The 23,398-nt window shown below is 40.3% G+C and carries 21 protein-coding genes; 1 reads left to right on the top strand and 20 read right to left on the bottom strand.

Annotation, left to right across the window (positions count from 1 at the left end; genetic code table 11):
* Positions 1 to 421 (bottom strand): transposase zinc-binding domain-containing protein (locus tag JL57_RS13235; RefSeq protein ID WP_034142517.1); only part of this gene is annotated, 421 nt, incomplete at its 3' end.
* 128 nt (positions 422 to 549) lie between these two features.
* Here JL57_RS13235 and JL57_RS13230 point away from each other — a divergent pair.
* Positions 550 to 1,353 (top strand): CAP domain-containing protein, encoded by an 804-nt coding sequence (locus JL57_RS13230; protein WP_045691411.1) that lies wholly within the window; start codon positions 550 to 552, stop codon positions 1,351 to 1,353.
* Positions 1,354 to 1,573: 220 nt separating this feature from the next.
* On the opposite strand, the gene JL57_RS13225 is transcribed toward JL57_RS13230, so the two are convergent.
* From JL57_RS13225 to JL57_RS13135, 19 genes are all read right to left on the bottom strand, one after another.
* Positions 1,574 to 2,065: a pyridoxamine 5'-phosphate oxidase family protein gene (locus JL57_RS13225; protein ID WP_034142516.1), complete on the bottom strand. Its 492-nt coding sequence runs from the start codon at positions 2,063 to 2,065 to the stop codon at positions 1,574 to 1,576.
* Positions 2,066 to 2,115: 50 nt separating this feature from the next.
* On the bottom strand, positions 2,116 to 3,186 hold the full coding sequence (gene fni / locus JL57_RS13220) for a type 2 isopentenyl-diphosphate Delta-isomerase (RefSeq protein WP_034142515.1): 1,071 nt from the start codon (positions 3,184 to 3,186) through the stop codon (positions 2,116 to 2,118).
* Positions 3,187 to 3,296: 110 nt separating this feature from the next.
* Positions 3,297 to 5,318, bottom strand: a complete 2,022-nt coding sequence (locus JL57_RS13215) for a sigma 54-interacting transcriptional regulator (RefSeq protein WP_291300052.1) — start codon at positions 5,316 to 5,318, stop codon at positions 3,297 to 3,299.
* A gap of 203 nt (positions 5,319 to 5,521) precedes the next feature.
* On the bottom strand, positions 5,522 to 6,118 hold the full coding sequence (locus JL57_RS13210) for a UbiX family flavin prenyltransferase (protein ID WP_034142514.1): 597 nt from the start codon (positions 6,116 to 6,118) through the stop codon (positions 5,522 to 5,524).
* Positions 6,119 to 6,415: 297 nt separating this feature from the next.
* A complete protein-coding gene (locus JL57_RS13205; protein WP_291300051.1) occupies positions 6,416 to 7,873 on the bottom strand; it encodes a UbiD family decarboxylase in 1,458 nt (485 codons plus the stop codon).
* Between the two features lie 30 nt (positions 7,874 to 7,903).
* Positions 7,904 to 8,932, bottom strand: coding sequence for a tripartite tricarboxylate transporter substrate binding protein (locus JL57_RS13200; protein ID WP_034142513.1), 1,029 nt, complete (start codon positions 8,930 to 8,932; stop codon positions 7,904 to 7,906).
* Between the two features lie 78 nt (positions 8,933 to 9,010).
* Positions 9,011 to 10,441, bottom strand: a complete 1,431-nt coding sequence (locus JL57_RS13195) for a UbiD family decarboxylase (protein ID WP_034142512.1) — start codon at positions 10,439 to 10,441, stop codon at positions 9,011 to 9,013.
* Positions 10,442 to 10,694: 253 nt separating this feature from the next.
* Complete coding sequence (locus JL57_RS13190) at positions 10,695 to 10,988, bottom strand: hypothetical protein (protein ID WP_034142511.1); 294 nt, start codon at positions 10,986 to 10,988, stop codon at positions 10,695 to 10,697.
* Between the two features lie 125 nt (positions 10,989 to 11,113).
* Positions 11,114 to 12,043, bottom strand: coding sequence for a LysR family transcriptional regulator (locus JL57_RS13185; RefSeq protein ID WP_034142510.1), 930 nt, complete (start codon positions 12,041 to 12,043; stop codon positions 11,114 to 11,116).
* A 35-nt stretch (positions 12,044 to 12,078) separates the two neighbouring features.
* Complete coding sequence (locus JL57_RS13180) at positions 12,079 to 12,564, bottom strand: (2Fe-2S)-binding protein (RefSeq protein WP_034142509.1); 486 nt, start codon at positions 12,562 to 12,564, stop codon at positions 12,079 to 12,081.
* A gap of 11 nt (positions 12,565 to 12,575) precedes the next feature.
* Positions 12,576 to 13,559, bottom strand: a complete 984-nt coding sequence (locus JL57_RS13175; RefSeq protein ID WP_034142508.1) for a xanthine dehydrogenase family protein subunit M — start codon at positions 13,557 to 13,559, stop codon at positions 12,576 to 12,578.
* 1 nt (position 13,560) lies between these two features.
* Entirely contained in the window at positions 13,561 to 15,876 is a 2,316-nt protein-coding gene (locus tag JL57_RS13170) for a xanthine dehydrogenase family protein molybdopterin-binding subunit (protein ID WP_034142507.1), read from the bottom strand.
* A 132-nt stretch (positions 15,877 to 16,008) separates the two neighbouring features.
* Entirely contained in the window at positions 16,009 to 17,487 is a 1,479-nt protein-coding gene (locus JL57_RS13165; protein WP_034142506.1) for an AraC family transcriptional regulator, read from the bottom strand.
* A 467-nt stretch (positions 17,488 to 17,954) separates the two neighbouring features.
* Positions 17,955 to 19,643, bottom strand: coding sequence for a methyl-accepting chemotaxis protein (locus JL57_RS13160; protein ID WP_291300050.1), 1,689 nt, complete (start codon positions 19,641 to 19,643; stop codon positions 17,955 to 17,957).
* An 82-nt stretch (positions 19,644 to 19,725) separates the two neighbouring features.
* The gene (locus JL57_RS13155; protein ID WP_034142505.1) at positions 19,726 to 20,997 is read right to left on the bottom strand and encodes an MFS transporter; all 1,272 of its coding nucleotides are present in this window, start codon (positions 20,995 to 20,997) and stop codon (positions 19,726 to 19,728) included.
* Positions 20,998 to 21,182: 185 nt separating this feature from the next.
* Complete coding sequence (locus JL57_RS13150) at positions 21,183 to 21,788, bottom strand: cupin domain-containing protein (protein ID WP_034142504.1); 606 nt, start codon at positions 21,786 to 21,788, stop codon at positions 21,183 to 21,185.
* 23 nt (positions 21,789 to 21,811) lie between these two features.
* On the bottom strand, positions 21,812 to 22,351 hold the full coding sequence (locus JL57_RS13145; protein ID WP_034142503.1) for a cupin domain-containing protein: 540 nt from the start codon (positions 22,349 to 22,351) through the stop codon (positions 21,812 to 21,814).
* A gap of 95 nt (positions 22,352 to 22,446) precedes the next feature.
* Positions 22,447 to 22,971, bottom strand: coding sequence for a cupin domain-containing protein (locus tag JL57_RS13140; RefSeq protein WP_045691413.1), 525 nt, complete (start codon positions 22,969 to 22,971; stop codon positions 22,447 to 22,449).
* Positions 22,972 to 23,061: 90 nt separating this feature from the next.
* Positions 23,062 to 23,398 (bottom strand): hypothetical protein (locus JL57_RS13135; RefSeq protein WP_034141880.1); only part of this gene is annotated, 337 nt, incomplete at its 5' end.

Raw genomic sequence — 23,398 nt, 5'->3', positions numbered from 1 at the left:
GTGTCACTTTATGTTTCTTCTTAAACCAGTCTTGAACAATCTTTACGGATTCATCCATGAGATCTTTTAGGAGTTCTCGATGCATTTGGAAGATGACTCTTAGTCCTTCGTCTATGGTAAATATGACATGACGATGATTGACTTGTACGACCTCTTCCACGATCATTCGGCTCCATTCCTCGGTCTCGCCACTCGAACAAGTTGTGCAAAACCGTCCTTTACAGCGATACGGCACGATCCTTACATCATGGCAACCTTCACATACCAGAAGCTTGAAACCATTTTTTGGATCCCCGCATCTGTGAAATTTCTCCACCTCTTTTATAACGATGGCTCGTAAACGTTCTTTATGCTTTTCTGAGAACGTTTCCCAATGCTTATGTTTATCGAAAAATATTTCTCTTAAAATGTTCTCTTTCATACTTCTATAATACCAAATTCGCAAGTAAAGGGGGGACCCTAAACTTATACTTTCTGATACGTTTAAAAAAATCTCTTTTGATTAAGACTATAGATGATTCTATTTAAACCTTAGAGGAGGAAAAAAACATGAATCGTTGGTATTTAAGGCTTTTAAGTTCAGCGGTAATAAGTATACTACTATCAACTACTCTATTCGCCTCAACTCTTATTGCCCAAACCACATTCAGTAGAACGAATATACCACCTCAAGTAAAAGTTACCGCTGCCTCTCTAAATGTCAGGTCTGGACCATCTGCAGCAAAAACAAAAGTCGGATTGCTTTACAAGAACCAAATCGTTGATTGTATTGGCAAAATGGGTTCCTGGTGGGTGATTCATTTAGAAAATGACACTGTAGGTTTAGTTTCGGGTAATTATGCCAAACCTTACTATCCACCCAACTCTGCTCCTGCTCCTGTACCTAAACCTGTTCCTACTCCTACTCCGACTCCGACTCCTGCGCCTACCCCAGTTCCTACGCCTGCACCTACTCCTGAAAAACCCACTATTGGAGTGGATGAACAAAAAATGCTCGATTTAATTAATGCCGAACGCTCAAAAGTTGGAGTAGCTCCCCTAAAAACAGATACTAAGGTAATGGAAGTCGCAAAGCTTAAAGCTGATGATATGGTAAAAAACAACTATTTTTCCCACACTTCACCTACGTATGGTTCTCCCTTTGATATGTTAAAAAAGTTTGGAGTTACTTACCAAACCGCTGGTGAGAACATCGCCGGTAACTCATCTGTTGAAGCTGCTCATAACGCTTTAATGCAATCCGAAGGACATCGGAAAAATATCTTGAATTCTAGCTATAACTATATCGGAATTGGTATTTGTCCTAGCCCAACCTATGGTAAAGTTTTTGTACAGATGTTTATTGGACGCTAATTAACGAAAATAGCGTAGAATGTGCTCTTTGTCCAGCTGCATCAAATGGGTTTTTCGATGAAAGAAGCAGTTTTGAAATTAATCAAAACTGCTTCTTTAAACGCATTATGTAATGGTATTTATATTTACATGAGCAAGACTTATGAATTCTTCAGGGTCTTGGACTAGGATGGGAAAGGTTTTATAATGGATTGGAACCACTTTCGACGGTTTTAAGAGACTATAAGTCAAATTCCTCTTGAGTCATGGTATCCTTAAGTGTAAGTTCACAACGTTCGCCAAACCTTATTGTATTATCCGTAAATCTTAAAAACTCTGGTGTTATGCAATGCCACCGGGCCTTAGATACTCCCTTGAAAGAAGCTGGAGTTTGAAAGATGTGCTTCGCAGCAGGATATTTTTTAAAATAAGAGGCTAACACCATCGCTGTTTCCTTCAGATTATTAACTAAATAAGCGTGCCCTCTTAATTGAATACCTTGAATCTTTCTAAAATCCTTGTAGTCCTCAGTGATTGACGCCGCCATCAGAGGATTTTCTCGCAGATTACAACTATGAATTGTAGTAGGTTCAGATAGGAAATAGATTTTAAATCCGCGATTAACAAAAAATACGGGGGTTGCCCACGGGGCGTCTTCTCCATAGGTCGAGAGGATTATGGTGTTATGAGTTGCTAGATAGTCAAGCATTAATTGGGCTATTTCGGTCGTCATATACTCCTCCATACTATACTTTTGTCTAGGTCAAACGAGATTCTTCCGTACTACCTCTTCCCTGCCTGTCTCAGATACGAATACCTATCTATATCTATGCCCCTTCGCAATAGCCATTCCGCCGTCTTTCCTGTAATAACCAAAGGCTTCTCGGTAAGTTCCCTTAAATTAGCTGCACCAACCATTAACATTGTGTGTCGTAAATCCTCAATAATGATGTCCACACGTTCATTAAGACATTGTTCTGAGCCTTCTGTAACTATCCTTAAGAAATGACCTGCCATACCGACTAGCTTCGCCCCTAAAGCAAGAGCACACGCGACATCACTTTCACCTGTGAAACCACCTGAGGCAACAACTACTATGGGCAAATCCATGCTTAAAGATTCTACGAGGCTAATAGCTGTAGAAATACCCACGTTCTGGAACTTTTCTCGGTAATCCCGACCTGAACGCAGATATTCTATTCTTATAAAATCAGTTCCCCCTTGACCACTGACGTCAATATACCGAACACCAACATCATAAATTTTTTTGATTGTCTCGCGGGAAAGACCAAAACCGACCTCCTTAATAATGACCGGTACCTTAGAAAGACTTACTATTTTTTGTATATTAGCTAAGGTGCCTCTGAAATTTCGGTCACCTTCAGCCATGGCGAGTTCCTGGGCGACATTTAGATGTAGCTGAACGCCGTCTGCCTCAATCATTTCGATAGCTTCTTTGACCATATCTGGTGAAGAAAGTGCACTTACATTCGCCAATAAAATACCGTCGGGGTTTTCATCCCGTGCTACTCTGTAAGTGTCTCGTACTTTAGAATCCTCTAATCCGGCAGTTTGGGACCCGATAGCCATGGCAATTCCTGCTCGGGCTGCCACCCTTGCCAAACTCCGGTTAATATATTTTACCTCAGGATGACCGCCGGTCATGGCATTAATAAGCAGAGGGGCCTTTAACTTCTTATTCAAGAAGTCAAGCGAAGTATCAACCTGTTCAAGATTTAGTTCGGGTAAAGCTTCATAAACTAAATAAATATCAGAAAAACCATTCCCTACTGTGGATTGCGGGGTTTTAAGAGCAAATTCAACATGTTCCTTTTTCCTATGTAGCCTAGATATTTTTCATCACCCCTATCCTCAGTAACAAAATTTAGAATTAATTGTAGAAGATAGATCTTGCGATAGTTTTTTTCTAACATTAAGAATCAAGCATAAAGTTCTTTATATGACTACCCTGCAGAAATATTTATTTTGCCGTTTATTTTCTTTACTTTTGAGGATATTCTTTTGGGAATAATACTCTTAAGAGTATTATTTTTCCGATCTCCTTCTTCAAGTTTGCGCCAAAGTGTTGTCCGGCCAATACTTAGTTGGCTAGCTGCTTGAGAATGATCTCCGCCAAAAGCATTTAAAGTATGTTGTATAACCTGTTTTTCGACTTTGGAAATAATACTTTTCAAGGACCCATTAACAAAAACTTTAATATGAGGACTTTTTTCAGTTTGAAGAAAAGTATAATTTTTACTTCGGCAATGTAGATCAAACATCTGTTTTCCCTTTTCACTGGCTTGATTCTCTGTCAGTCCCTTTGTAACTACAGCTACACGACGAATTACGTTCTCTAGCTCCCTAACATTTCCTGGCCAAGAATAATCTGGTCTGCTAATCACAACTGAGATAATTACTTTCTTCATTTTCAAAGACAAATCAGTATATTTATTTAAAATTTCCATTGCCAAAGCCGGGATATCCTCTTTACGCTCAAACAAAGATGGGACATTTAATTGAAGGACATCCAGTCGATAGAACAAATCATTGCGAAATTTCCCTTCGGCAATTAATTCCTGTAAATCTTTATGCGTAGCGGCAATAATACGAATATCCACCATCACTAATCGGTCACCGCCGATCCGGCGCACCTCTTTTTCCTGAATCACACGCAAAAGTTTAGCCTGTAATTCGAGCGGCATTTCCCCAATCTCATCTAAAAACATTGTCCCACCATGGGCGAGTTCAAACAGGCCTGGCTTACCCCCTTTGCGAGCACCAGTAAAGGAACCTTCAGAATAGCCAAATAACTCACTTTCTAACAATGTTGCAGGAATAGCTGCACAGTTTACTGCAATAAACATCTTTCTTTTCCTTTTAGAGATACCGTGAATACTTTGAGCAAATAACTCCTTCCCAGTACCACTTTCACCTAAGATTAAGACTGTTTCATCACAATCAGAATACCTTTTAGCTAGATCTACTGAACTACTAATAGCCCTACCATGACCTATGATATCCGCAAAGGAATATTTAGTGCCGTGGTTTTTAGTGACAAGTTCTTTCCTGATCTTCTCCTCAATATCCTGAATTACTTGTAGTGCCTGGTAGCTTGCAACAGTTCCCACTATCTGTCCATCGTTGATAATCGGAACTCGATTGACGACGACTTTAGTATCTTCCACATGAGTAACTTCTCCGATCACTGCTTGCTTAGTGGTCAATACCTCGTTAAGTTTTGTTTTATCTAAAACTTCGAAACAATTACGACCTATAACGTCTTTGGCATTAATTTTGAATATATCCTCTGCTGCACGATTATATAAGGTAATGATTCCACTTTCATCAGTTGCTACTATCCCCTCGTAGGTACAATCTAAAATAGCCTTTAATCGATAGGTTTGTTTCCTCTCAGCCTGTTGGGCCATGGCAAGTCCTTTCGCAACTTCAATAGCACTCACGAAAGACTCCTTGCTCATATTAACTGCCTCTGTCATAAATCCTAAAGCTGAAGCTACCTGACAAACAAAGCCTCCACCAATAATAATTTGATCAGTTCCCTGAATTTTTTCCAAAAGAAATTCAAGATGCTCAGCATTGTTAAATACTAATACCTTGGGTTGAAAACCAAGTATTTCCGATATTTCAGTAAAATCAATTTGCGATTTACGATAGACAAAAATCACTACATTTGTACCGTACTGTTTAACGGCTCGGGCTATAGGATAAAAAATGTCAAATTTATGTTCAGGTACAGAAACCACGGGAATGGTAGTATGATCTTTAATAAACAAAGTATTACCCTGAGTACTTACAATCGCCTTAACACCTTTTCTCTCGAAGTACTCTAAGCCGGGCAAAGAACTTTCTAAGACTCCTTCATGAACCATTAATTTAATACCTTGAACTAGTCCTATCTGACGACACAATGCAGTTAAGTGGGCGTGCGTTGAAATGACCCCTATTAAAACCTCGCTTTCCATTTGGCCCCTCCTTTTCCATCTAAACTCCACCTTATCTATAATGCTTAGGAATACCACCTTTCCTCTGCCGTATTTTAAGGCCATGCATGCCATAAGTTATGAAATTCAAAAGAAAGTACTAAACACATGGAAAAGGTCATTCATTAATCGCAATAGAGAGGCCTTCGTTAACAGGTTGTTAATAAAGAGTATCAACTAATCTATTACAAAGCTTCATTTTGGTCTGAAATATCAACTAATGTTGTTCCCCAGCGTCTTGTTAGATTATTATCAACACCGAGCAAATCAAGAATTCTGGACGTTTGATGGTTGATAATATCATCTAGCGTGACAGGATGATTGTAAAAAGCAGGCATTGGCGGCGCTATGATTGCACCCGCTCGGGTCATCTTGAGCATATTCTCCAAATGAATCTCATTAAGTGGGGTCTCCCTCGGTAAAAGTATCAAACGCTTTCTTTCCTTGAGCATTACATCAGCTGCACGAACAATCAAATTATCTGCATAACCATGGGCAATAGCAGATAGAGTCTTCATACTACAAGGGGCCACAACCATACCTTCCACACCAAAAGAACCGCTGGCAATCGGGGCGCCTTGATTCCGATAATCATAACAAAATGTTGCCATCTTTTTTACTTGTTGGGGACTATACTTTGTCTCCAAGGCAATAGTTTTTTCTGCCCAAGGACTAATGATCAAATGCACCTCATAATCACTCATTGACTTTAACACTTCAATGAGTCGAACTCCAAAGACAGCACCGGTTGCACCAGATAAAGCTATGATTATTTTTTTCATAAAAATCTCCCTTCGTTTAGATTACAACATGAACTTGGATTATGTTTATTGTTTCTAAAATGCAAATCTTATTCCATATACCCTAATTTCTTCTCAAAAGTTAGAATTCTATATTGAATGTTAGTTTATCAGCCTTAAATGGTTGATACTCCAAATTTAAATTCAAGCAAAAATAAAGCATCGTACCAATATTGAAACAATTTTTTCAATATTGGTACGGATATTTTGTTGCCTATCATTATGTTTCTATTTCTTTTTACTCCGCGAAAGCTGAGCACTAAAACATTAAATTATGTTTCAACGAAGTAAATAGCCAAACTTTTCCCTAGCTAGTTTTTCCAGTTCGAGACTTGGATAATTTACTGCGGGAAAACTTTCCTTCCATTCCCAAGGTCTAGTGGCATCAATCACAGCTCGGGAATTGGTGTTGTTTCCTTGTTCCTTGTTCTCTGGGCTAATCCGAGGATCCAACGGAGTGCTCCAGGCACGTTTAATAATATCAATGGACTCAGCAGGATCGGAGCGAGTAACCATAGCCCAAATTACAGCTTGCAAGTCAGAAGCATTAATATCTTCATCAACCACAACAATATACTTACCAGCATAGGCTCCAACGTGACACATCGCTGCGACATGACCGGCCTGACGAGCATGACCAGGGTAACGTTGTTTGATCGATATGGCTAGTAACATACGACTTCCGCCGACTTCGTGGGCCCAGGCTGCTTGAACATCGGGAATTCCAGCTTTCTCCAACTCCTCTTTTAATAAACCGGAACGCACGATCGAGCGGTAACGGCAGAGTTCATCAGGTGGTCTATTTGGGGGACTACCCAAAATAATCGGATTATTACGATGATAAATGGCTTTAACTTCGATAACTGGTTCTTCTCTTTCACCGCTGGCATAATAACCGGTCCATTCTCCGAAAGGGCCTTCCATTTTCTTGATATTTGGATAAGCGTATCCCTCGAAGACTATTTCGGCATTAGCTGGCATGGGTAGACCCGTTACTTTACCCTTAACTACTTCATAAGGTTTTCCACGGAGTGCACCGGCGATATCATACTCGCTTGTACCATAAGGAAGCTCATTACTTGCCATTAGATATAAGAGTGGATCCCCACCAACAACGATCAACACCGGACAAGGTTCATTACGGGCAAAAAATTTATCTCGATGTATACGTCCATGTTTCCCAGGGGAAATATAGAATCCTAAATGCTTAGCATCATGAACCATTACTCGGTAAGTACCTAAATTTACCCAGTTTTCATCCGGGTCAATAGTAATGTCATAGCTTCCCGTACCGATATAACGTCCACCATCACGTTCATGCCATAACGGTGTAGGGAACTTCAAAATATCTACGTCATCACCCATTATAATATTTTCTAAAACTGGACCGGATTCCACCTCTTTATAAGGTATTGGATTAAGATCTTTCATCATGCCATTAAAGGCTTCACTGACCTCAAATTTATTTAAAGAAACGGGTAAACCAAAGGTCATGTTGATACGTTTACCGCCAAAGGCATTAGTTAGCACCCTGAAACCAGGTTTTATCCCAGGTATAGTATCAAATACAACCGCTGGCGAGGGTTCAGAATGGTGTAACATTTCCGTTGCCATACCAATATCCTGCTCCCACGTTGCCCCTTCTACCACTCTCGTCTCATCGAGCTTTTCTGCTTCCTCTAGCCATTCCCGAAGATCATTGTAGGCAATTTTAGAGTATGTTTTGTTTTCTACCACATTTAACATCCTTTCCATTCTACTCAACTGTTATCTCATTGCACCCGCAATTAGGTCTTTATATTTGGTAAAAGTCTTGATCGAATTTTCGATATTTTTAGCGGCTTCTACATCTGTACTAGAATGAACCGGCTGACCGGCTTCCTCCATTTTCTTCATAAACTCAGGATCTTTAACGGCCTTCTGAAATGCATCCCGCAGAATTTTAGCGACTTCAGGCGGTATTCCCGGAGCTGCTGCAACTTGGTAATTTGCCTGAACAACATTTAATAGGGACCCATACCCTATCTCTTTGATGTTAGGGATATTAGGAAGGTCTTTATGCTTACTTGGGTAAAACACTACTACTGGGTTCAATTGTTGAGAATCAACGATAAACTTCTTTAGAGTCGGATAAGGAAACTGAACATAGTCCACATCACCACGGATCGCCGCCATGACTGCCTCTGAACTACCAGGATGGCTGATAAATTTGGCCTTTATCTCCATCTCCTGTAAAGCAATCACTGAACCTAAGCCCGCAGTCGAGGAAAGCCCAACCACACCTACTTTTACCTCCTCTTTGGAGGCCTGCATATCTTTGATGCTCTTGTACTTCGACTTAGGAGAAAGACACCCCACATAAGTTGTATCAGTGATGCTGCCAAGCCAGGTCATTTTATTCAAATCATACTCCGCACCCATGATTTGATTGACAACATTACCAGGAATATTAAAAATTCCCATGGTGTAGCCATCTGGTTTAGCACGATTTATTTCACCGATTCCGATATTCCATTCTCCGCCAGGTACATTTTTCACTATCATATTGACCTGCTTTGGCAGATACTTGGGCATATACTGTGTGAGTAAACGAGAATAGGTGTCATAGCCGCCACCCGGTGAAACAGGCACTATGAATGTAATATCTTTTGTCGGATAATCGACTGCTGGTGCAGTTGGAGTTGTTGCAGTGGGGGTTGCAGCCGTTGTTCCACAGCCTGACAACATGGATATTAACAAGATCGTAATAAGAGAAACTACTAGGATAACCTTTTTATGAAATTTCCCCTTAATCATTCTTATCCCTCCCTAACGTAATATATAACCAAACCTTTCACGATCTAACTTAGCAAGCTCTGGGCTCGAATAGTGAGATTACATGATCAATTTATCTAATCCATAACTCTCCAGATCTGCTAAAACCTTCGCCCTATGTTCCATAGGAGGTATCGCGAGTGGTGGATAACTATGTTTCTTTGTTGCATCAATGATAATCTTGGAACCAACAGATCTCTTTTGGGTTAGTTGAGCTTCCTCAGCCGGTGCAGCAGAGGGATCTAGGCGTACTGATGCGGTATCAGCAACAAGCATGCAATCTTTAGCAGGCTGACAACGGAAAGACATAGCCCAATCAACCGCAAAATCATCCCAAATATCAATGTCATCATCCACAATTACTGTAAACTTACCCAGGGTTGGGTCAATCGCCCACGCTCCCCAAGCGACTTGTTTTGATAGTCCAGCTGATCCGTCTTGGCTGATAGAAATGAGCAAGTAAGCAGCTGCCCCTCCGCTTTCCTTCAAGCGAAGATCGGTTACAGGCAAATGAAAATCGTCCCTTAATCCTTTAAATAAGCCAGCCTCTCGTCCCACACTCCGTATCAAACTACTTTCACTCGGAGGCATTTGACTTATAAACGCTTGGTATATAGGATTATTTCGGTAAGTAATGGCCTTGATGTTTACTTCATAAGCATCACCATCAGGTCCCATATAGCCTGTATATTCTCCAAAGGGTCCCTCGTGTTTGAGAGTGTTAGCGTCAATTTCACCTTCAATTACGATTTCAGCTGATGCAGGAACCTCCAGATCACAGGTTTCACACTTCACAACCTCTACAGCTTGCCCACGCAGACCACCAGCCACAGCATATTCGCTTAAACCATACATAATTCTAGCGACCGAACACAGACCAATTGTCGGATCCGTACCCAAAACGATCGCTACTGGAGTTGGTTTTCCCAAACGTTTGTTCTTTTCAACGTGCTTTCGGGCATGTTGGTGAAAGTTAACCATACAACCAACTCGGTCTTTAGCCTTGACTTGAACACGATACGTCCCAACATTAATGACTCCGGTCTCTGGATCTTTGGTTACCACATAAGGAGAGGTGAGATAAGGTCCTGGATCTTCCCCCACCGTCCAGATAGGTACCGGGAACTTACCCATGTCAATCTCTTGACCTTTAAGAATATTTTCTTTACACGAACCCGTACTAACTAGAACAGGGTCAATCGGATAATTTTGAGCTTCTGTCCAACGCTTGCTAATATTATTGATTTGTGTTTCAAGGGCTAAAGCATAGACTGAACGAGATGCTCCTAAAATACCAGCTACTACAGGAACACTAGATCCTTTAACTTTTTCGAACATGATCGCCGGACGACGCGAAGCAGGGACTTTTTGAAAGAGTACCCTAGCTGTTGCTGCAATTTCCCAGTCTTTATCAACCTCCTTACTTACCTTATGTAACAACCCATTTTCTTCAAGCGCCATTAGATATTCACGTAAATCGTTATAGGGCATTGAGTTACCTCCTTGTAAGATTTAAGCTTTCTATATTAATATATAATATCTTAAATTTTTTGTATATTTTAAATATTTAATTTATTCATTTAAAGAATCAATAGATAGTTCTTAACTTAAACCTTTAACAGACTATTTATTAACAGAAATCTCTTCTTTTTTATCAAATAAAACAGCCCTTTCGGACTGTTTTATTTGATAAGTCGCGATAAAATCAAGCAACACTTTCGTTTCGCCCTTGATGTAAATGAAATTATTTACACTTCATAGTAATTCTAACTTCTGGACAATACCATGGTAATTCGTCAGGATTTTTATCCTCTTTCAAATCATCTTTAATTAAATTTGGTAAGATAAATGTTTGATGAGTACCTTTATTCTCAATAAATACTATAGTCTTTCCTTCAGGAATTTCCTTTCCACTAATCGCTTTGACAGCCTTTACAGGATCTTCAATGCAAAGTTGACGAAACTCCAGATCCACCCTTGCCTTTTCCATAATTTCAGACAAAGTGTCAACTACCTCATCTTGTGTCCAGTCGCTCATGTTTATCCTCCCTTTATTCTTATTCATTTAAGCAATTTTGTTACTACGAAATTTATTCTCTTTTGAAGTAAACCTTTATTTTACCCAGAAAATAACTGTTTGGTATATCAACCTATCCTATTAACTTAGTGGTTAACACTCGACTTATCCCAAACACTATTAATTCCAGTACGTTCAATTGTTTCTGAAGCTGAAAAAAAAGCACTAATTTCCGGAGAATTTAGTTTGTTTTTTTCACACGCAGCGATAACACTACTCACGAGTTTACCAGCCCCAAGGATCTTGATAGTTTTTAGAGATCCTTGGTTAATTTCATTTCTTACTGAACTCAGCGGTAAAATGGCTACACCAACACCCTCTAGAATCATTCCTTTGATTGCCATGTAATAATCGTTTTCACTAATTATATCAGGATACACTCCTTTACTAGTAAATAAGTTCATCATCCATCGACCAAAGGCTGAAGTAGTAGCATGTGCAACCATCTTTATTCCATTCAGATCTTTAATGTTTACCGTATCAAAATTAGCAAAGGGATCGTTTGGGGTAACGACTAAAACTAGTTCTTCTTCAAATAGACGCTTGCAATACAGATTAAATTTTGGCATAGGGGTGCGGATTAAACCTATATGAACCTCCCCCGATAATAATTTATCAATAACTGAGTTAGAGCGGGCAGTGATAACGTTAATCCTAATATTGGGCCATTTTTGGTTCATAATTGAGACCAGTCGGGGAATTTCATGTGTGTTTATGGTATGGTTAGCAGCAATATTTAACTTGCGTATTCCTGATGTCGCATCTGCTTCCAGCTTTTGTTTTCCTAATTCTAATATGCCTAAGGCCTGTTCGACATAGGGCAGTAATTCACTGCCCGAAGAACTTAATTCTACTTTCCGTGACGTTCTAATAAAAAGATATTGCCCTAACTCTTTTTCCAAAGACTGGACTCTTATGGTAATCGTTGATTGTGTAATGTGGAGCATCGCTGCGGCTTTACTAAAGCTTTGCAACTTTGCTACTTGCAGGAAAGCTTCAAGGTTATGCAGTTCCATGCATGAAACGCCTTCTTTCGATTCCAGCCAGTGAATTACAGTTTCGTTTTCTGATCCACCTTACCAGAGGCTACTGCCAAAATCGACTCCTCAATCTTCTTATACCCCGTACAACGGCAAAGGTTACCAGCGATGGCTTCTCGCACCTCGTCCAACGTTGGTGCCCCTTTATTGTCCAAAAGTACCTTAGCGGACATTAGCCATCCCGGTGTGCAAAAGCCACACTGGATTGCACCGTGTTCGACAGCGGACTTTTGGAGAGGATGAAGCTCTCCGTTTTGAGACAATCCTTCGATCGTTACGATCTCCCTTCCCTCGCATCTGATAGCTAAGGTCATGCAACTTAAAGCGGGTTCTCCATCGATAATCACGGTACAAGCCCCACAGACTCCCGAATCGCAGCCCTTCTTAGATCCTTGCAGACCAAGTTGTTCCCTTAAAACGTCGAGCAAGGTCCGATTGGCAGTAACCGTTACTTGATATTTATTTCCATTCACGTTAAGAATAAGGGCTCTATCCATTCCTAACCTCCTTAGCGTTCTGCAAGCTGAAGGGCTTGCTCCAGGGCCGATTGAACATAAACTTTAACCATGTCTTTGCGATATTTAGGAGTAAAATCACGCAGGTTGTTTAATGGGCGAGCGATAGTATAAGCCTTCTGGACGAGAAATTCTATTTCTTCATCCCCGAAGAGGCCCTCTCTGCTGATTTCCTCGATTAAGAGCGGTCTTTTATCGACTCCCGTCAATCCAACAGATACTTTCTGTCCTGCTCCAGCCTGTGTCGCACTGACCGCTACACCTAGAGCTGGGTAATCAATCGTTTTGCGCACTCGCAACTTAAGATAAATATTTTGGCTTTTAGGACCTTGTAAAGGAACAATGATTTGAGTCACTAGTTGTCCTGGCCGCAGGGTCTGAGGCTGCTTACCGTTGCCAGTATATAAATCTTTGAGTGGAATTATCTTCTCTCCTATAGAGTCAACAACTTTGACCTGCGCTCCTAAAACCAATAAAATTGGGGCTAAATCACTGCAATAGGTCGCCCAGCACTCTTTACTCCCCTTAACGGTATGGCAGACGTCGCCACCGGCTTTATGACAACGCTCTAGACCATGTTTGGATCCGACTGACTGGTTGTAGTATAGACAAAGACAATCTTGACAGAGGTTGCCTCCAACAGTTCCCATCGCTTGGATTTGGGCAGTGGCAACCTTAAGTGCTGCACGTGCCAACGCTGGGTAATTTCTCTTTACCGTTGGTTCAGAAGCCAAATGTCGAAGTGTTACGAGGGCTCCAATTTGCAGTTCTCCCTGAACACCATAGCTTATTGCTGTAAGGTCAGGTATAGCTCGCAGATCTACTAGGCATTCCGGTACTTTAAGCCTTTCTTTCATAGGAAGCATTAAGTCTGTTCCTCCAGCAATGGCCAAGGCTTTGCCGTCCATTTCCTCCAGTAGGACACAGGCCTCAATGAGTGACCTTGGGACTTGATAATCAAACTTTGCTAGTTTCATACTATTTATCACCCCCATCTTGTAGCTTTAAAGCTGCCAAAACCTTGTCAGGAGTGATAGGCAAGCTCTTGATGCGGATGCCGACGGCATCATAAATCGCGTTAGCCAAAGCAGGAGGTACCGGCACATTGGTAGTTTCTCCAACCCCTTTGGCACCGAAAGGTCCTTCTCTATGCTCTTGTTCCACCACGATGGGTACAACCTCCGGCATATCTAAAGCGGAAGGCAACTTATAATATAAAAACGAGGGATTAAGGACATGACCACCTTTGAATGCATAATCTTCATAGGCTGCAAAACCGACGCCCATAGAGACTCCCCCAACAATCTGGTCGGCAACATTTTCAGGGTGAATAGCCTTACCAGAGTCATGAGCAGCATAGATTTTCAGAATTTTAACCTGCCCTGTTTTCCGGTCTACCTCTACCTCAACCCCGTTAGCTCCCAGTAACCAAAAAACACAATAAGCGGAATAGAAATCCTCCCTTTTGTCATCTGGCATTTCTGGAATATAATATCCCCGGCCGAGAATTGTCCCACTAGCGCTGCAAGTTTTGCCAAATATTGTTGAAATGGGCAAAGCCACCTCCGGCTTTCCTTTGAGAGCTACGATACCTCGTGTGATCTCAAGATTTAACGGGTCAACACCAAGTACTTTAGCACCGAGTTGCAATACTTGCTGACGAGCATCGCTTGCTGCCATCTTTACGGCATTGCCCATATGAAACGTTGAGCGGCTGGATGTAGTCGAGGCATCATAGGGAGTAAATGCCGTATCTGGGGTATGCTTCCTTACAGACTCAAGTGAGACGCCTAGTTCTTCAGCGACAATCTGGCGAAGAATTGTCTCGGACCCTTGACCAACTTCCGTAGTACTGCTTAGAACATCAACTGTACCATCTTCATTAACTTTTACAAAGGCAGCTGAACCGAAAGGAGTTTTAACGGCTCTCTCCATACATGCAATACCTCGTCCTTGATCTTTACCCAAGGGTTTCTCTCCCCAAGCCATGCTCTTGGCGACTTCTTGAAGACACTTTTTAAGACCCTCGGCATGTAAAATCTGTCGGGTGGCAGTATGGGTATCACCGTCCTCATAAGCGTGGCGAAGCCTTATTTCTAAGGGATCAATCCCTAATTTGGCCGCAATAATATCCATTTGGGATTCATAGGCCCAAGACAACTGCGGACCCGAATAACCTCGCATAGCCCCTGCTAGCAAGGTATTAGTGTACATTAAGTAAACGTCAATTTTTACATTTGGGATTTTATAAGGACCAGCCGCCGACATTCCGCCAAACAGGGAAACACTTGGCCCTTTTTCGGCATAGGCCCCGGTAGCTAAATAGGTTGTTACCTGACGAGCCATAATCGTTCCGTCCTTTTTAACACCGGTTTTCATCTTCGTGACCGACGGATGACGCACCAACGCCGAGCAGAATTCTTCCTCTCGGGTATACATCACCATGATCGGGACGTTTCTGATCTTCCAAGCCAAGGCAATAACAATAGCTTCAGCTCTCAAGCCACCTTTGCCCCCAAAATTACCTCCTGTGTACGGCGCACTGATCACGCGCACTTTTGTTAAGGGAAGGTGTAAGGAATTTGCTATCTCGATTCGGGCACGATAGGGTGAATCATTATTCGTCCATAGTACGAAATTATCGTCATCATTTATTTGGCAAACAGAACCATGAGGTTCTATAGTGCAGTGCTGCACTGTTTGGGTGGTAAAGGTGTCTTCAAAAATGTAGTCAGACTCCTTAAACCCACGTTCGACGTCCCCTATGTCAAAATTAACATGATTACAAATATTTGTCTTTGGGACTGGTTTCACCAATTTTTTATGTTCGTAGGCTTCTTCATGAATTAGAATCGCGTCAGGCATAGCGGCTTTTTCAGCGTCAAATAAGCTAGGCAACTCCTCATACTCAACCTTAATTAGGGCCAACGCCTTTTCAGCAGTCACTTCGTCAATGGCCGCTACCACAACCACAGCTTCCCCTACATAACGGACCTTACCCTTAGCCAGATACGGCTCGTCCAGACAAGATTCGCCATGTAGAAAAGGCAAGTCTGCCCCGGTGACTATTCCCTTCACGCCTGGCAATTTCGCAGCTTCAGAAGTATCAATATGAATGATCTTGGCGTGCGCATAACTACTTCGCAAAACCTTGCCATAAAGTAGACCCAGGAACTTCATATCTTCTAAATAGATACTTCTCCCTTTTACCTTTTCCCAAGCGTCGGAACGAAGTGGTGAGCTTCCCACAATTTCATAGTCCTTCTCCTTGTTGATATTTGTACTATTAAGCATACTTCCTCCCTTCTAATCTGTACCTGCCACCGCTAAAGACGCAGAAAACTAGATAAGTTAATTTTATGACTAATTATTTGAAAAATCCTAACTCGTGTATTCATGTATTTGCATTCATCGGATAATCAAGTTTTAATTAATCCTCTCATTCAATACTCTAAAATGAATTCTAGACAGCTCCGCATATTCACGGGGAGTATGCCCTACCTTTTTCTTAAATAGAGTCATAAAATTCGAACTATCTTGATAACCAACTCGTTCGGCAATTTCTCCAATCGTATAATCTGTAGTACAAATTAATTTTTTTGCTTCCTCAATTCTAGTTAATGTAATGTAATTATAAATAGTTAAATCAGTAAGCTTTATAAACAAACGACATATATAAAAAGGACTAAAGTTTACTAAACGGGCTAAATCATTTAACTGAATGTGTTGGTTATAATTTTGATGAATATGCACTTTTACTGCTTCGACCGCTCGGAAAGCTGACTCATTATAATGGAGGGTTACACGATCTAAGAGTTCCTTAATAATACGGTGCACAAAAGCACGGACAAGGTCGCTGGACTCTAAGAGGCGAACTTCACTACTTAGGATCGTTAAATTATTTAGAATATCCTCGGACGGAATACCAAGTTGCATAGTTTTGCGAGTAAAGACAGTTATCAGTTTTAGAGCATAGGCTTTAAGATAGTCTAAATCTTTTACTTCCTCATTAATTTCTGCGAGTAATTTGTTTAATATAGAGACTGTAGTCTGAAAATCCCCACCCAGAAGAGAAACCAAGGCATTCCTTTCTGTTTGGATCCATAGCTTACCTTTGGGAACTATCACCGCTTCACTGCTTTCTAAGGCAATCTTCTCAAGTCCATTTACTTTAATGAAATTAATACTTTTTCGCTTGGCATATTGCCCCGGTGTAATTCCTTCCAAACATTTAAAAACTCTAATAAAGTAACTTGAATCCCGGAAGCCAAGTTGGAGAGCAATAGCAGCTATAGAAAAGTTTGTACCAACAAGCATTTTTTTGGCCTCATTGATTTTGATCTTAATCAAATATTCGTGAAAACTTAATCCAAACTCCTTTGACAAGATTTCACGCAAAAGCGCTTCATCAACGTGTACAGCTTCTGCAACATCTTTGATTATTAAATTCCTATGGAAATGAGCTTGAATATACCTTTTAGCTTTTATGGACAACACGCTCGTGTCTATCTCTATCTCTGTCTTATAATTTACCAATCGCAGAACCATACTGATATGGTCTTTAAATAACTCCCGCAAATGGTCAATCTCTAAAGGCCCATCTCCCTTTTCCGCTAAATCAATAATTTCCAACAGAGAATTAATACCTGGCAATACAGTTCTTAAAGGTGCTCCAAGTTGCCAAGCCTTATGATAAATTACGGCAATTGCATTAATTAGCCACGACCTAAGCAGTGGCATATTACTATTTGAATGAATAACTAGTTCATTAAAGGTATCTGAAACGGCAACTTCAATAAGCTCAGATTTTCCAGCAAATAAATACTTTCGTAAACGATATTCAAAATCTACTGGATAGCCATAAGGATAGTAGGTACACGGACTCTTTTTATTGTGTTTTGTCATATTGGTCTCCTTCTTACCAAAACCAAAAAACATAACCAAATATTAACTCTATTACTAATTACAAGCAATAAACATTCCAGTTATTATGGACTTGCTCTGAAACGTCTGGATGTTAAGCTGAATTGTTGATATTAATAAGTCAAAGGTAACGTGAGGTTTAATTTCAGTAGCGAAATAAAATCCGTAGTCTATTTTACTTGCCAATCATGAAACTAGGCGTTTCAACTTAGAAACACTTAGCTGGCCTACTTTAACAATTCTACCTAAGACAGACGTTTTTTCACTATATCTTCAAATTGTTAACACAAGTATAGTTTATAGTCCCTGTAAGTGCCCAAATTAACCCCGTTCTCATCTGGATCAATCGTTATAATTAAATAAATATAATCTCTGGAAATAAATACAAAAACGAAACATTACGTTCCATAAATGTAAGGCAATTTTTTCTTAACTTTTGAAACCTTTCACTAACTCTTGAAACCTTTCACTAACTCTTGAAGCATCCCTGCCAAAATCGCCAAGTCCTGAGCTGATTTGGCAACTCCTTCCATGGAAGCAGTCTGTTCTTCAGCAATTCCTGTTACCTCTTGACTAGAAGCGGCAGTCTTATCTGCAACATCAGCTATGTTTTCAATCGATATAATAACTTTATTACTACCAACAGTTAATTCTTGGGCAATATCAGCAACTTCCTTAATTTCTTCTACTACCCCGTTAAGTTCATCCGCAATAACCTTAAAGGAGTCACCTACCTGCTTTACAGCTACTACTCCTAAAGCAACCTCTTTTGAACCAAGCTCAATTACATTTACCGCTAAATTCGTTTCTTTTTGAATACTGTTAATGAGTTCAGATATGCTTTGGGCAGATATTACCGATTGTTCAGCAAGCTTCCTAACTTCCTCAGCTACTACGGCAAATCCTCTGCCATTTTCTCCCGCTCTTGCCGCTTCTATAGCAGCATTTAATGCTAATAAGTTTGTTTGATCTGCAATCCCTTTGATTACATCTATTATTTGGCCAATTTTTTCCATTTCTTGTACTAAGCCTTTAATTACACTTGCGGTTTCGGATGATACCCGATTAATTTGTTCTATTCTATCAACTGCATTATTAGCCTCTTTTAGACCCTGGTTTGCGATCATCGAAACTTTTATACTTGATTCAGTAACCGATCTCGAGTTTTTGGCCACTTGCTGAACATTTGCTGACATTTCATTAACAACTGTTCTAGCGTGTTGGACCTCTTGGGATTGATTATCCGCCCCCGTTGCCAAATAGCCAATCGTCGTTGCTACATGCTCTGTAGCGGAAGTAGTTTCTTCGGAAGATGCCGACAATTCCTCACTTGATGCAGCAAGTTCATGGGAGGATTCCACGACTTTCTGTACTATAGTCCGTAAATTTTCAACCATTTTATTAATCATACCCGCCATTAAACCAATTTCATCTTTCGTAGTAATCCTAAGTTCTGCTACTGTTAGATCTCCATCGGCGACTTTGCCGATAGCTAGTGATATTACTTTGATAGTTTCAGTAATATTTTTAGAAATAATAAGAGCAATACCGATCCCCAATAAAATTGCAATCAACATAATAGCTATTACAATATATTGACCAGTTGTTTCAAGATTAACAGTATTTTCTACTGCTTTAATTCCATTGCTCTTATTTAAATTCACTAAAAAGTTTATATTTTCTTTGAAACCATCATATGCTATTCTATAGGAGTTATAGTGCATTAAAGCCTCATCTGCTTTATTATCTTTAACAAGTTGAATAATATCTTTAGTACCCTTTAAATAGTCAGCATATTCGATAGTAAATTTATCCCAATTCCGGCTTTGCTCGACTGAGCTAATTGTCGCCTCAAACTTATCCATGTTCTCTTTAACATCATTTATAGATTTATCTATATCTGATTTTGCTTCTTCTCGTGTTCCAATTAAGGTTATGTATCTTAATTGATTCCATCTTAGTTCGGCAAGACTAGCATCTACTTGACTAATATAACCCAGAGAAGGTAACAAATTAGTTGTAATAGAACTGACAACTACACTTATATTTCTTGCCACTATAATTCCGGTAAAACCTATTCCCGCCGTCAAGAGCAGAACAATAAAAAATGCCCCTAATAACTTTGTTTTAAGTTTCAAATTAATTCCACCTTTATCTGTACTAATTTTAGAAAGCATAGGTTTGTGCTACGGCAATAAAATAGATTCTTTCAACTCATTTTTAGTCCATATCTCTTTTTCTATTAACAGCCGGACTAATAGCTTCTGCCCCCAACTCCCGTTTGGCATATTGTACGCCAGCTCCGAGAAACAAATACAGCGCTCCGCTTAAGACAAATGCCCAATTAACTCCCAAAAGACTTGCCGCAAACCCTAACAACAACGCCCCTAAAGCGGTAACAGCCTTATTCATCAGATAAATACCCATAACTCGACCCATATAGTCTGGGGCCGTTGTAAGTTGCATTGCTGTAACAACACTATTGTTATAAGTCACTGTCGCAAATCCCAGTAATAACATCATAAAAAGAGCAAGTGTGGGATAACTCGTTAAACCGAAGAATAAGAAGGCACTACCTTGTAGAACGGCAAGTAAAATGGTGATCGTTTTCCCGACATTACTGCGTATTGCTGCGCTATTCATGGCCCCTAAAACACCGCCAATACCAAAGGCAGCAGTTAATAGTCCATAAAACTGAGGACCTTTACGGAGTATGGTATCCACATACGCTACCAATAAGCTGGTAAAAGGCATGATAAGTAAAGAAGAGATCATACCAAGATAAATTAACATTCTTAACTGATTATTATGCCAAATGTACAGGTAACCTTTGATCAGGTCTTCTTTGAAACTAGCATCCTCTTGATTTAATTCATTTTTAAATAGCGGCGATATCTTCATTAACATAACGGCAATTACAATGACTAGAAATGTAAACGTATTAATAAACATAAGTCCGGCAACACCGGTGAGTGGAATAAGAATACCGCCTAAAGCTGGTCCTACAATTCTAGCCAGATTGTTTCCAGTTGCATTTAAAGAAATAGCACTGGGAATATTTATACGTGGGACTAATTCCTGTAACAAAGCCTGCCTAGTCGTTTGATTAATAATTTGTGTTGTTTCTAAGGAAAAAATAAAAAACAGCACCAACAAATAACTAATATTTTCAGTCACTACTGCAATACTAAAACTTAAAGCAAATAGAAGAGCCACAAATTGAGTTACTCCTAATAAACGACGTCGGTTATACTTATCCACGAGCGGCCCGCCAAGAAATCCGAAAAGCAAGCGGGGAGCCATGCCCACGAATGCTGCTAGGCCTAAAGCAGTAACAGAACCAGTTATTTGCCAGACTAACCAGTTTTGGGCAACGAGTTGCATATGGTCGCCAAACTGGGAAGATGCATTACCTAATAAAAGCAACCGATAATTCCTAAAATGAAAAGCAGACCAAGGCATTGACTTAGGAATGCCGATTTTCAGTTTCATTGGCAATACTCTCCTCTTCCGAATAAAGCACTTTCGATCTTAATTGTATAACGTGCTAAATTCATCTGATTGAATTACCTTTCACCTTTCAACAGTGGTTCTATCAAGTAGCTTGGAAGTCTAATATAGAAAAAATACCCCCCGCATTTTGCTACGGGAGATCTAAGAGCTACGCATTTATTTATCTACTTGCTTATCTTTTTAAGATATTTTTCTACAATGGATGCATCCAATACAACATTTGGATCATATTCCGGTGCATCTTCAAGCTGTTCCAAATCATTGAGTCCACAATATTTATAAATTCGGTTGATTGCTGAAATTAAACGGACCGGTTTATTCGGGTCAGCATTAAAATGTTGGTGAATTGTATTAGGTGGCGTATAAATCACATCTCCCGCCTGCCAATCGTACCGTTTCACCTCGACCTGCAGCTTCCAATGATAAGTGTCGGTAATCTCCACATCACAATCCTGATGCAGATCGTAGCCCTTTCCCTCCAGAACATATAAACATTCTTCTGCCAAGTGACGATGTTTTCCCGAACGGCTGCCCGGCGGTATAATCTGCATATACGCATCAACAGTCTCCATCCGAGTATTCATCTGTTCATTTAAAAGGTGCTTTAACAATCCTTGGCGTGCCATTTCCCACGGCATTTCACTAGGTTTTACGATTTTCTTCCGTTTTGCATCCTGAACTGGCTTAGCTGTTGCATCATCCAATAGATCCTGATAAAAATTCTCCGATATGTTGCCTTGCTGCCATACTTTTGATTCATCCCATGACATAGTTATATCCTCCTTCCAAAATTTTATTTTTCGTCTTCTTCTCTGGCCTCGAAGCCTACACCTTCCGGAGTAGCCTCTGTTGCTCGAGGTTCAACAGTCTTCTGGAACAGCATATTCATAAACATATACATTGGCTTGGTCTTAATGACTAGGGCGCGAGCTGGTTTATGAGGGTTAGCATTAAAGTGTTGATGTACACAGTTGTTATGAACAATTGCCACATCCCCAGCTTCCCAAGCATAGCGAATTCCATCATGAATCTCGTAACCTGTTCCATCAAGAATATAAAAGGCCGCTTCGTTTACATGCCCATGTTTCTGAGATTTGCCCCCTGGACCATACTCTTCGAGATGAATATGGAACATTTGTGAGATGCCATCTTTCGGTTCCACGTAATGTTTACTGAACGCTTGAGGACCATCGTTGAATTTAATCTCATTTCCTCTCAATACGCGCGGCTGTGAGCGTAATCGTTCTAACTCTTGTTGCAAATTGTATTCACCAGAAATTCCTCTGACGAAAATACGATCCTTCTTACTGTGATAATGTGATTCTATACCCATATTTCTATCTCCTTCCGTAAACCCAAAAAGCCTATATTAAAAATCAACTAATTCCTAAATGTTTAGTATCCTCCCTTTCGTCAGATACCCAAATTTCAACCCTTAAATTCCGGGGCGTTCTCTAACTGCTCAAACCAGTCAAATCCCATGGCTTTGACGATCCTGCTGGTGCAAGAGACAAAACGAGCAGGGTTAGCTGAATCGGCATTAAAATGCTGATGATTGGTGTAGGGTGGAATATAGATAAAATCTCCTGCTTCCCACTCACATTTTTGTGGTTCAGTTTCCCAATCCCAGATATAATCATCTGCGCAGTCAAACTTAACATCCCAATGCAAATCGTAGCCTTTACCTTCAAGTACAAAGAGTATCTCCTCAGATAAGTGACGGTGTTTCCCAGATTGACCGGAAGGCTCTAGGTCTTGTTGATAGATATCGAGACAATACTCCTTAGTATCCATTGTGTCGTTCACCAAATGTTTGATTCGACCCTGAGGACTATCTTCCCATAACATCTCTTGGGATTTTACAATGGTCTTTTGTTTGGCATACATTTTTTTAAACTCTCGGGACTGCATTAAAGAATCTTTATAATAGGTGCCTTTTGCTTGTTCAGTCATTTTGCTCCTCCTCTTTAATACATAGACTCTCGGCATTCGCCGAGGCGGTTGGGCCAAGGGGTTCCTTGAACCAACCTTATAGCATTCCTCCTACTTTAGTGGGAGGAATTTTGCTTTTTCATACAGTCGAACTGGAAATTCACTAGTAATAAAAATTTTCTTAATCTGCCATAAAACGGCCAGAATTACTTGACTTTCCCAAAACGCCCCCATAATCGCGTGACGAGGGGTTTTATCCCTTTGATTACAAAATATGGGGTGATCTGTTTGAAGCCAATACTTGTTTCTCATAAAACATATCAGGATTCCGTTCTCCTTCGTCTCCGCCAACATTATTCCGGCGGGGTCTTTGTCATCGTTAATGATGACTGGCATTTGGTCGTGAAGCTCTGGATGACTGATTTGTCTTACATCACGACTCTGCTTC

This window comes from Desulfosporosinus sp. BICA1-9 (assembly GCF_000802135.1).
The sequence above is the reverse complement of the archived record's forward strand: the minus strand, read 5'-3'. Positions and strand labels throughout refer to the sequence as shown.

Bases quoted from the DNA above. Each gene is read 5' to 3' on its own strand.
- JL57_RS13190 (WP_034142511.1), bottom strand. From the start codon at position 10,988: ATGAGCGACTGGACACAAGATGAGGTAGTTGACACTTTGTCTGAAATT.
- JL57_RS13150 (WP_034142504.1), bottom strand. From the start codon at position 21,788: ATGTCATGGGATGAATCAAAAGTATGGCAGCAAGGCAACATATCGGAG.
- JL57_RS13195 (WP_034142512.1), bottom strand. From the start codon at position 10,441: ATGCCCTATAACGATTTACGTGAATATCTAATGGCGCTTGAAGAAAAT.
- JL57_RS13175 (WP_034142508.1), bottom strand. From the start codon at position 13,559: ATGAAACTAGCAAAGTTTGATTATCAAGTCCCAAGGTCACTCATTGAG.
- JL57_RS13155 (WP_034142505.1), bottom strand. From the start codon at position 20,997: ATGAAACTGAAAATCGGCATTCCTAAGTCAATGCCTTGGTCTGCTTTT.
- JL57_RS13180 (WP_034142509.1), bottom strand. From the start codon at position 12,564: ATGGATAGAGCCCTTATTCTTAACGTGAATGGAAATAAATATCAAGTA.
- JL57_RS13185 (WP_034142510.1), bottom strand. From the start codon at position 12,043: ATGGAACTGCATAACCTTGAAGCTTTCCTGCAAGTAGCAAAGTTGCAA.
- JL57_RS13145 (WP_034142503.1), bottom strand. From the start codon at position 22,351: ATGGGTATAGAATCACATTATCACAGTAAGAAGGATCGTATTTTCGTC.
- JL57_RS13140 (WP_045691413.1), bottom strand. From the start codon at position 22,971: ATGACTGAACAAGCAAAAGGCACCTATTATAAAGATTCTTTAATGCAG.
- JL57_RS13170 (WP_034142507.1), bottom strand. From the start codon at position 15,876: ATGCTTAATAGTACAAATATCAACAAGGAGAAGGACTATGAAATTGTG.
- JL57_RS13225 (WP_034142516.1), bottom strand. From the start codon at position 2,065: ATGACGACCGAAATAGCCCAATTAATGCTTGACTATCTAGCAACTCAT.
- JL57_RS13230 (WP_045691411.1), top strand. From the start codon at position 550: ATGAATCGTTGGTATTTAAGGCTTTTAAGTTCAGCGGTAATAAGTATA.
- JL57_RS13165 (WP_034142506.1), bottom strand. From the start codon at position 17,487: ATGACAAAACACAATAAAAAGAGTCCGTGTACCTACTATCCTTATGGC.
- JL57_RS13210 (WP_034142514.1), bottom strand. From the start codon at position 6,118: ATGAAAAAAATAATCATAGCTTTATCTGGTGCAACCGGTGCTGTCTTT.
- JL57_RS13200 (WP_034142513.1), bottom strand. From the start codon at position 8,932: ATGATTAAGGGGAAATTTCATAAAAAGGTTATCCTAGTAGTTTCTCTT.
- JL57_RS13215 (WP_291300052.1), bottom strand. From the start codon at position 5,318: ATGGAAAGCGAGGTTTTAATAGGGGTCATTTCAACGCACGCCCACTTA.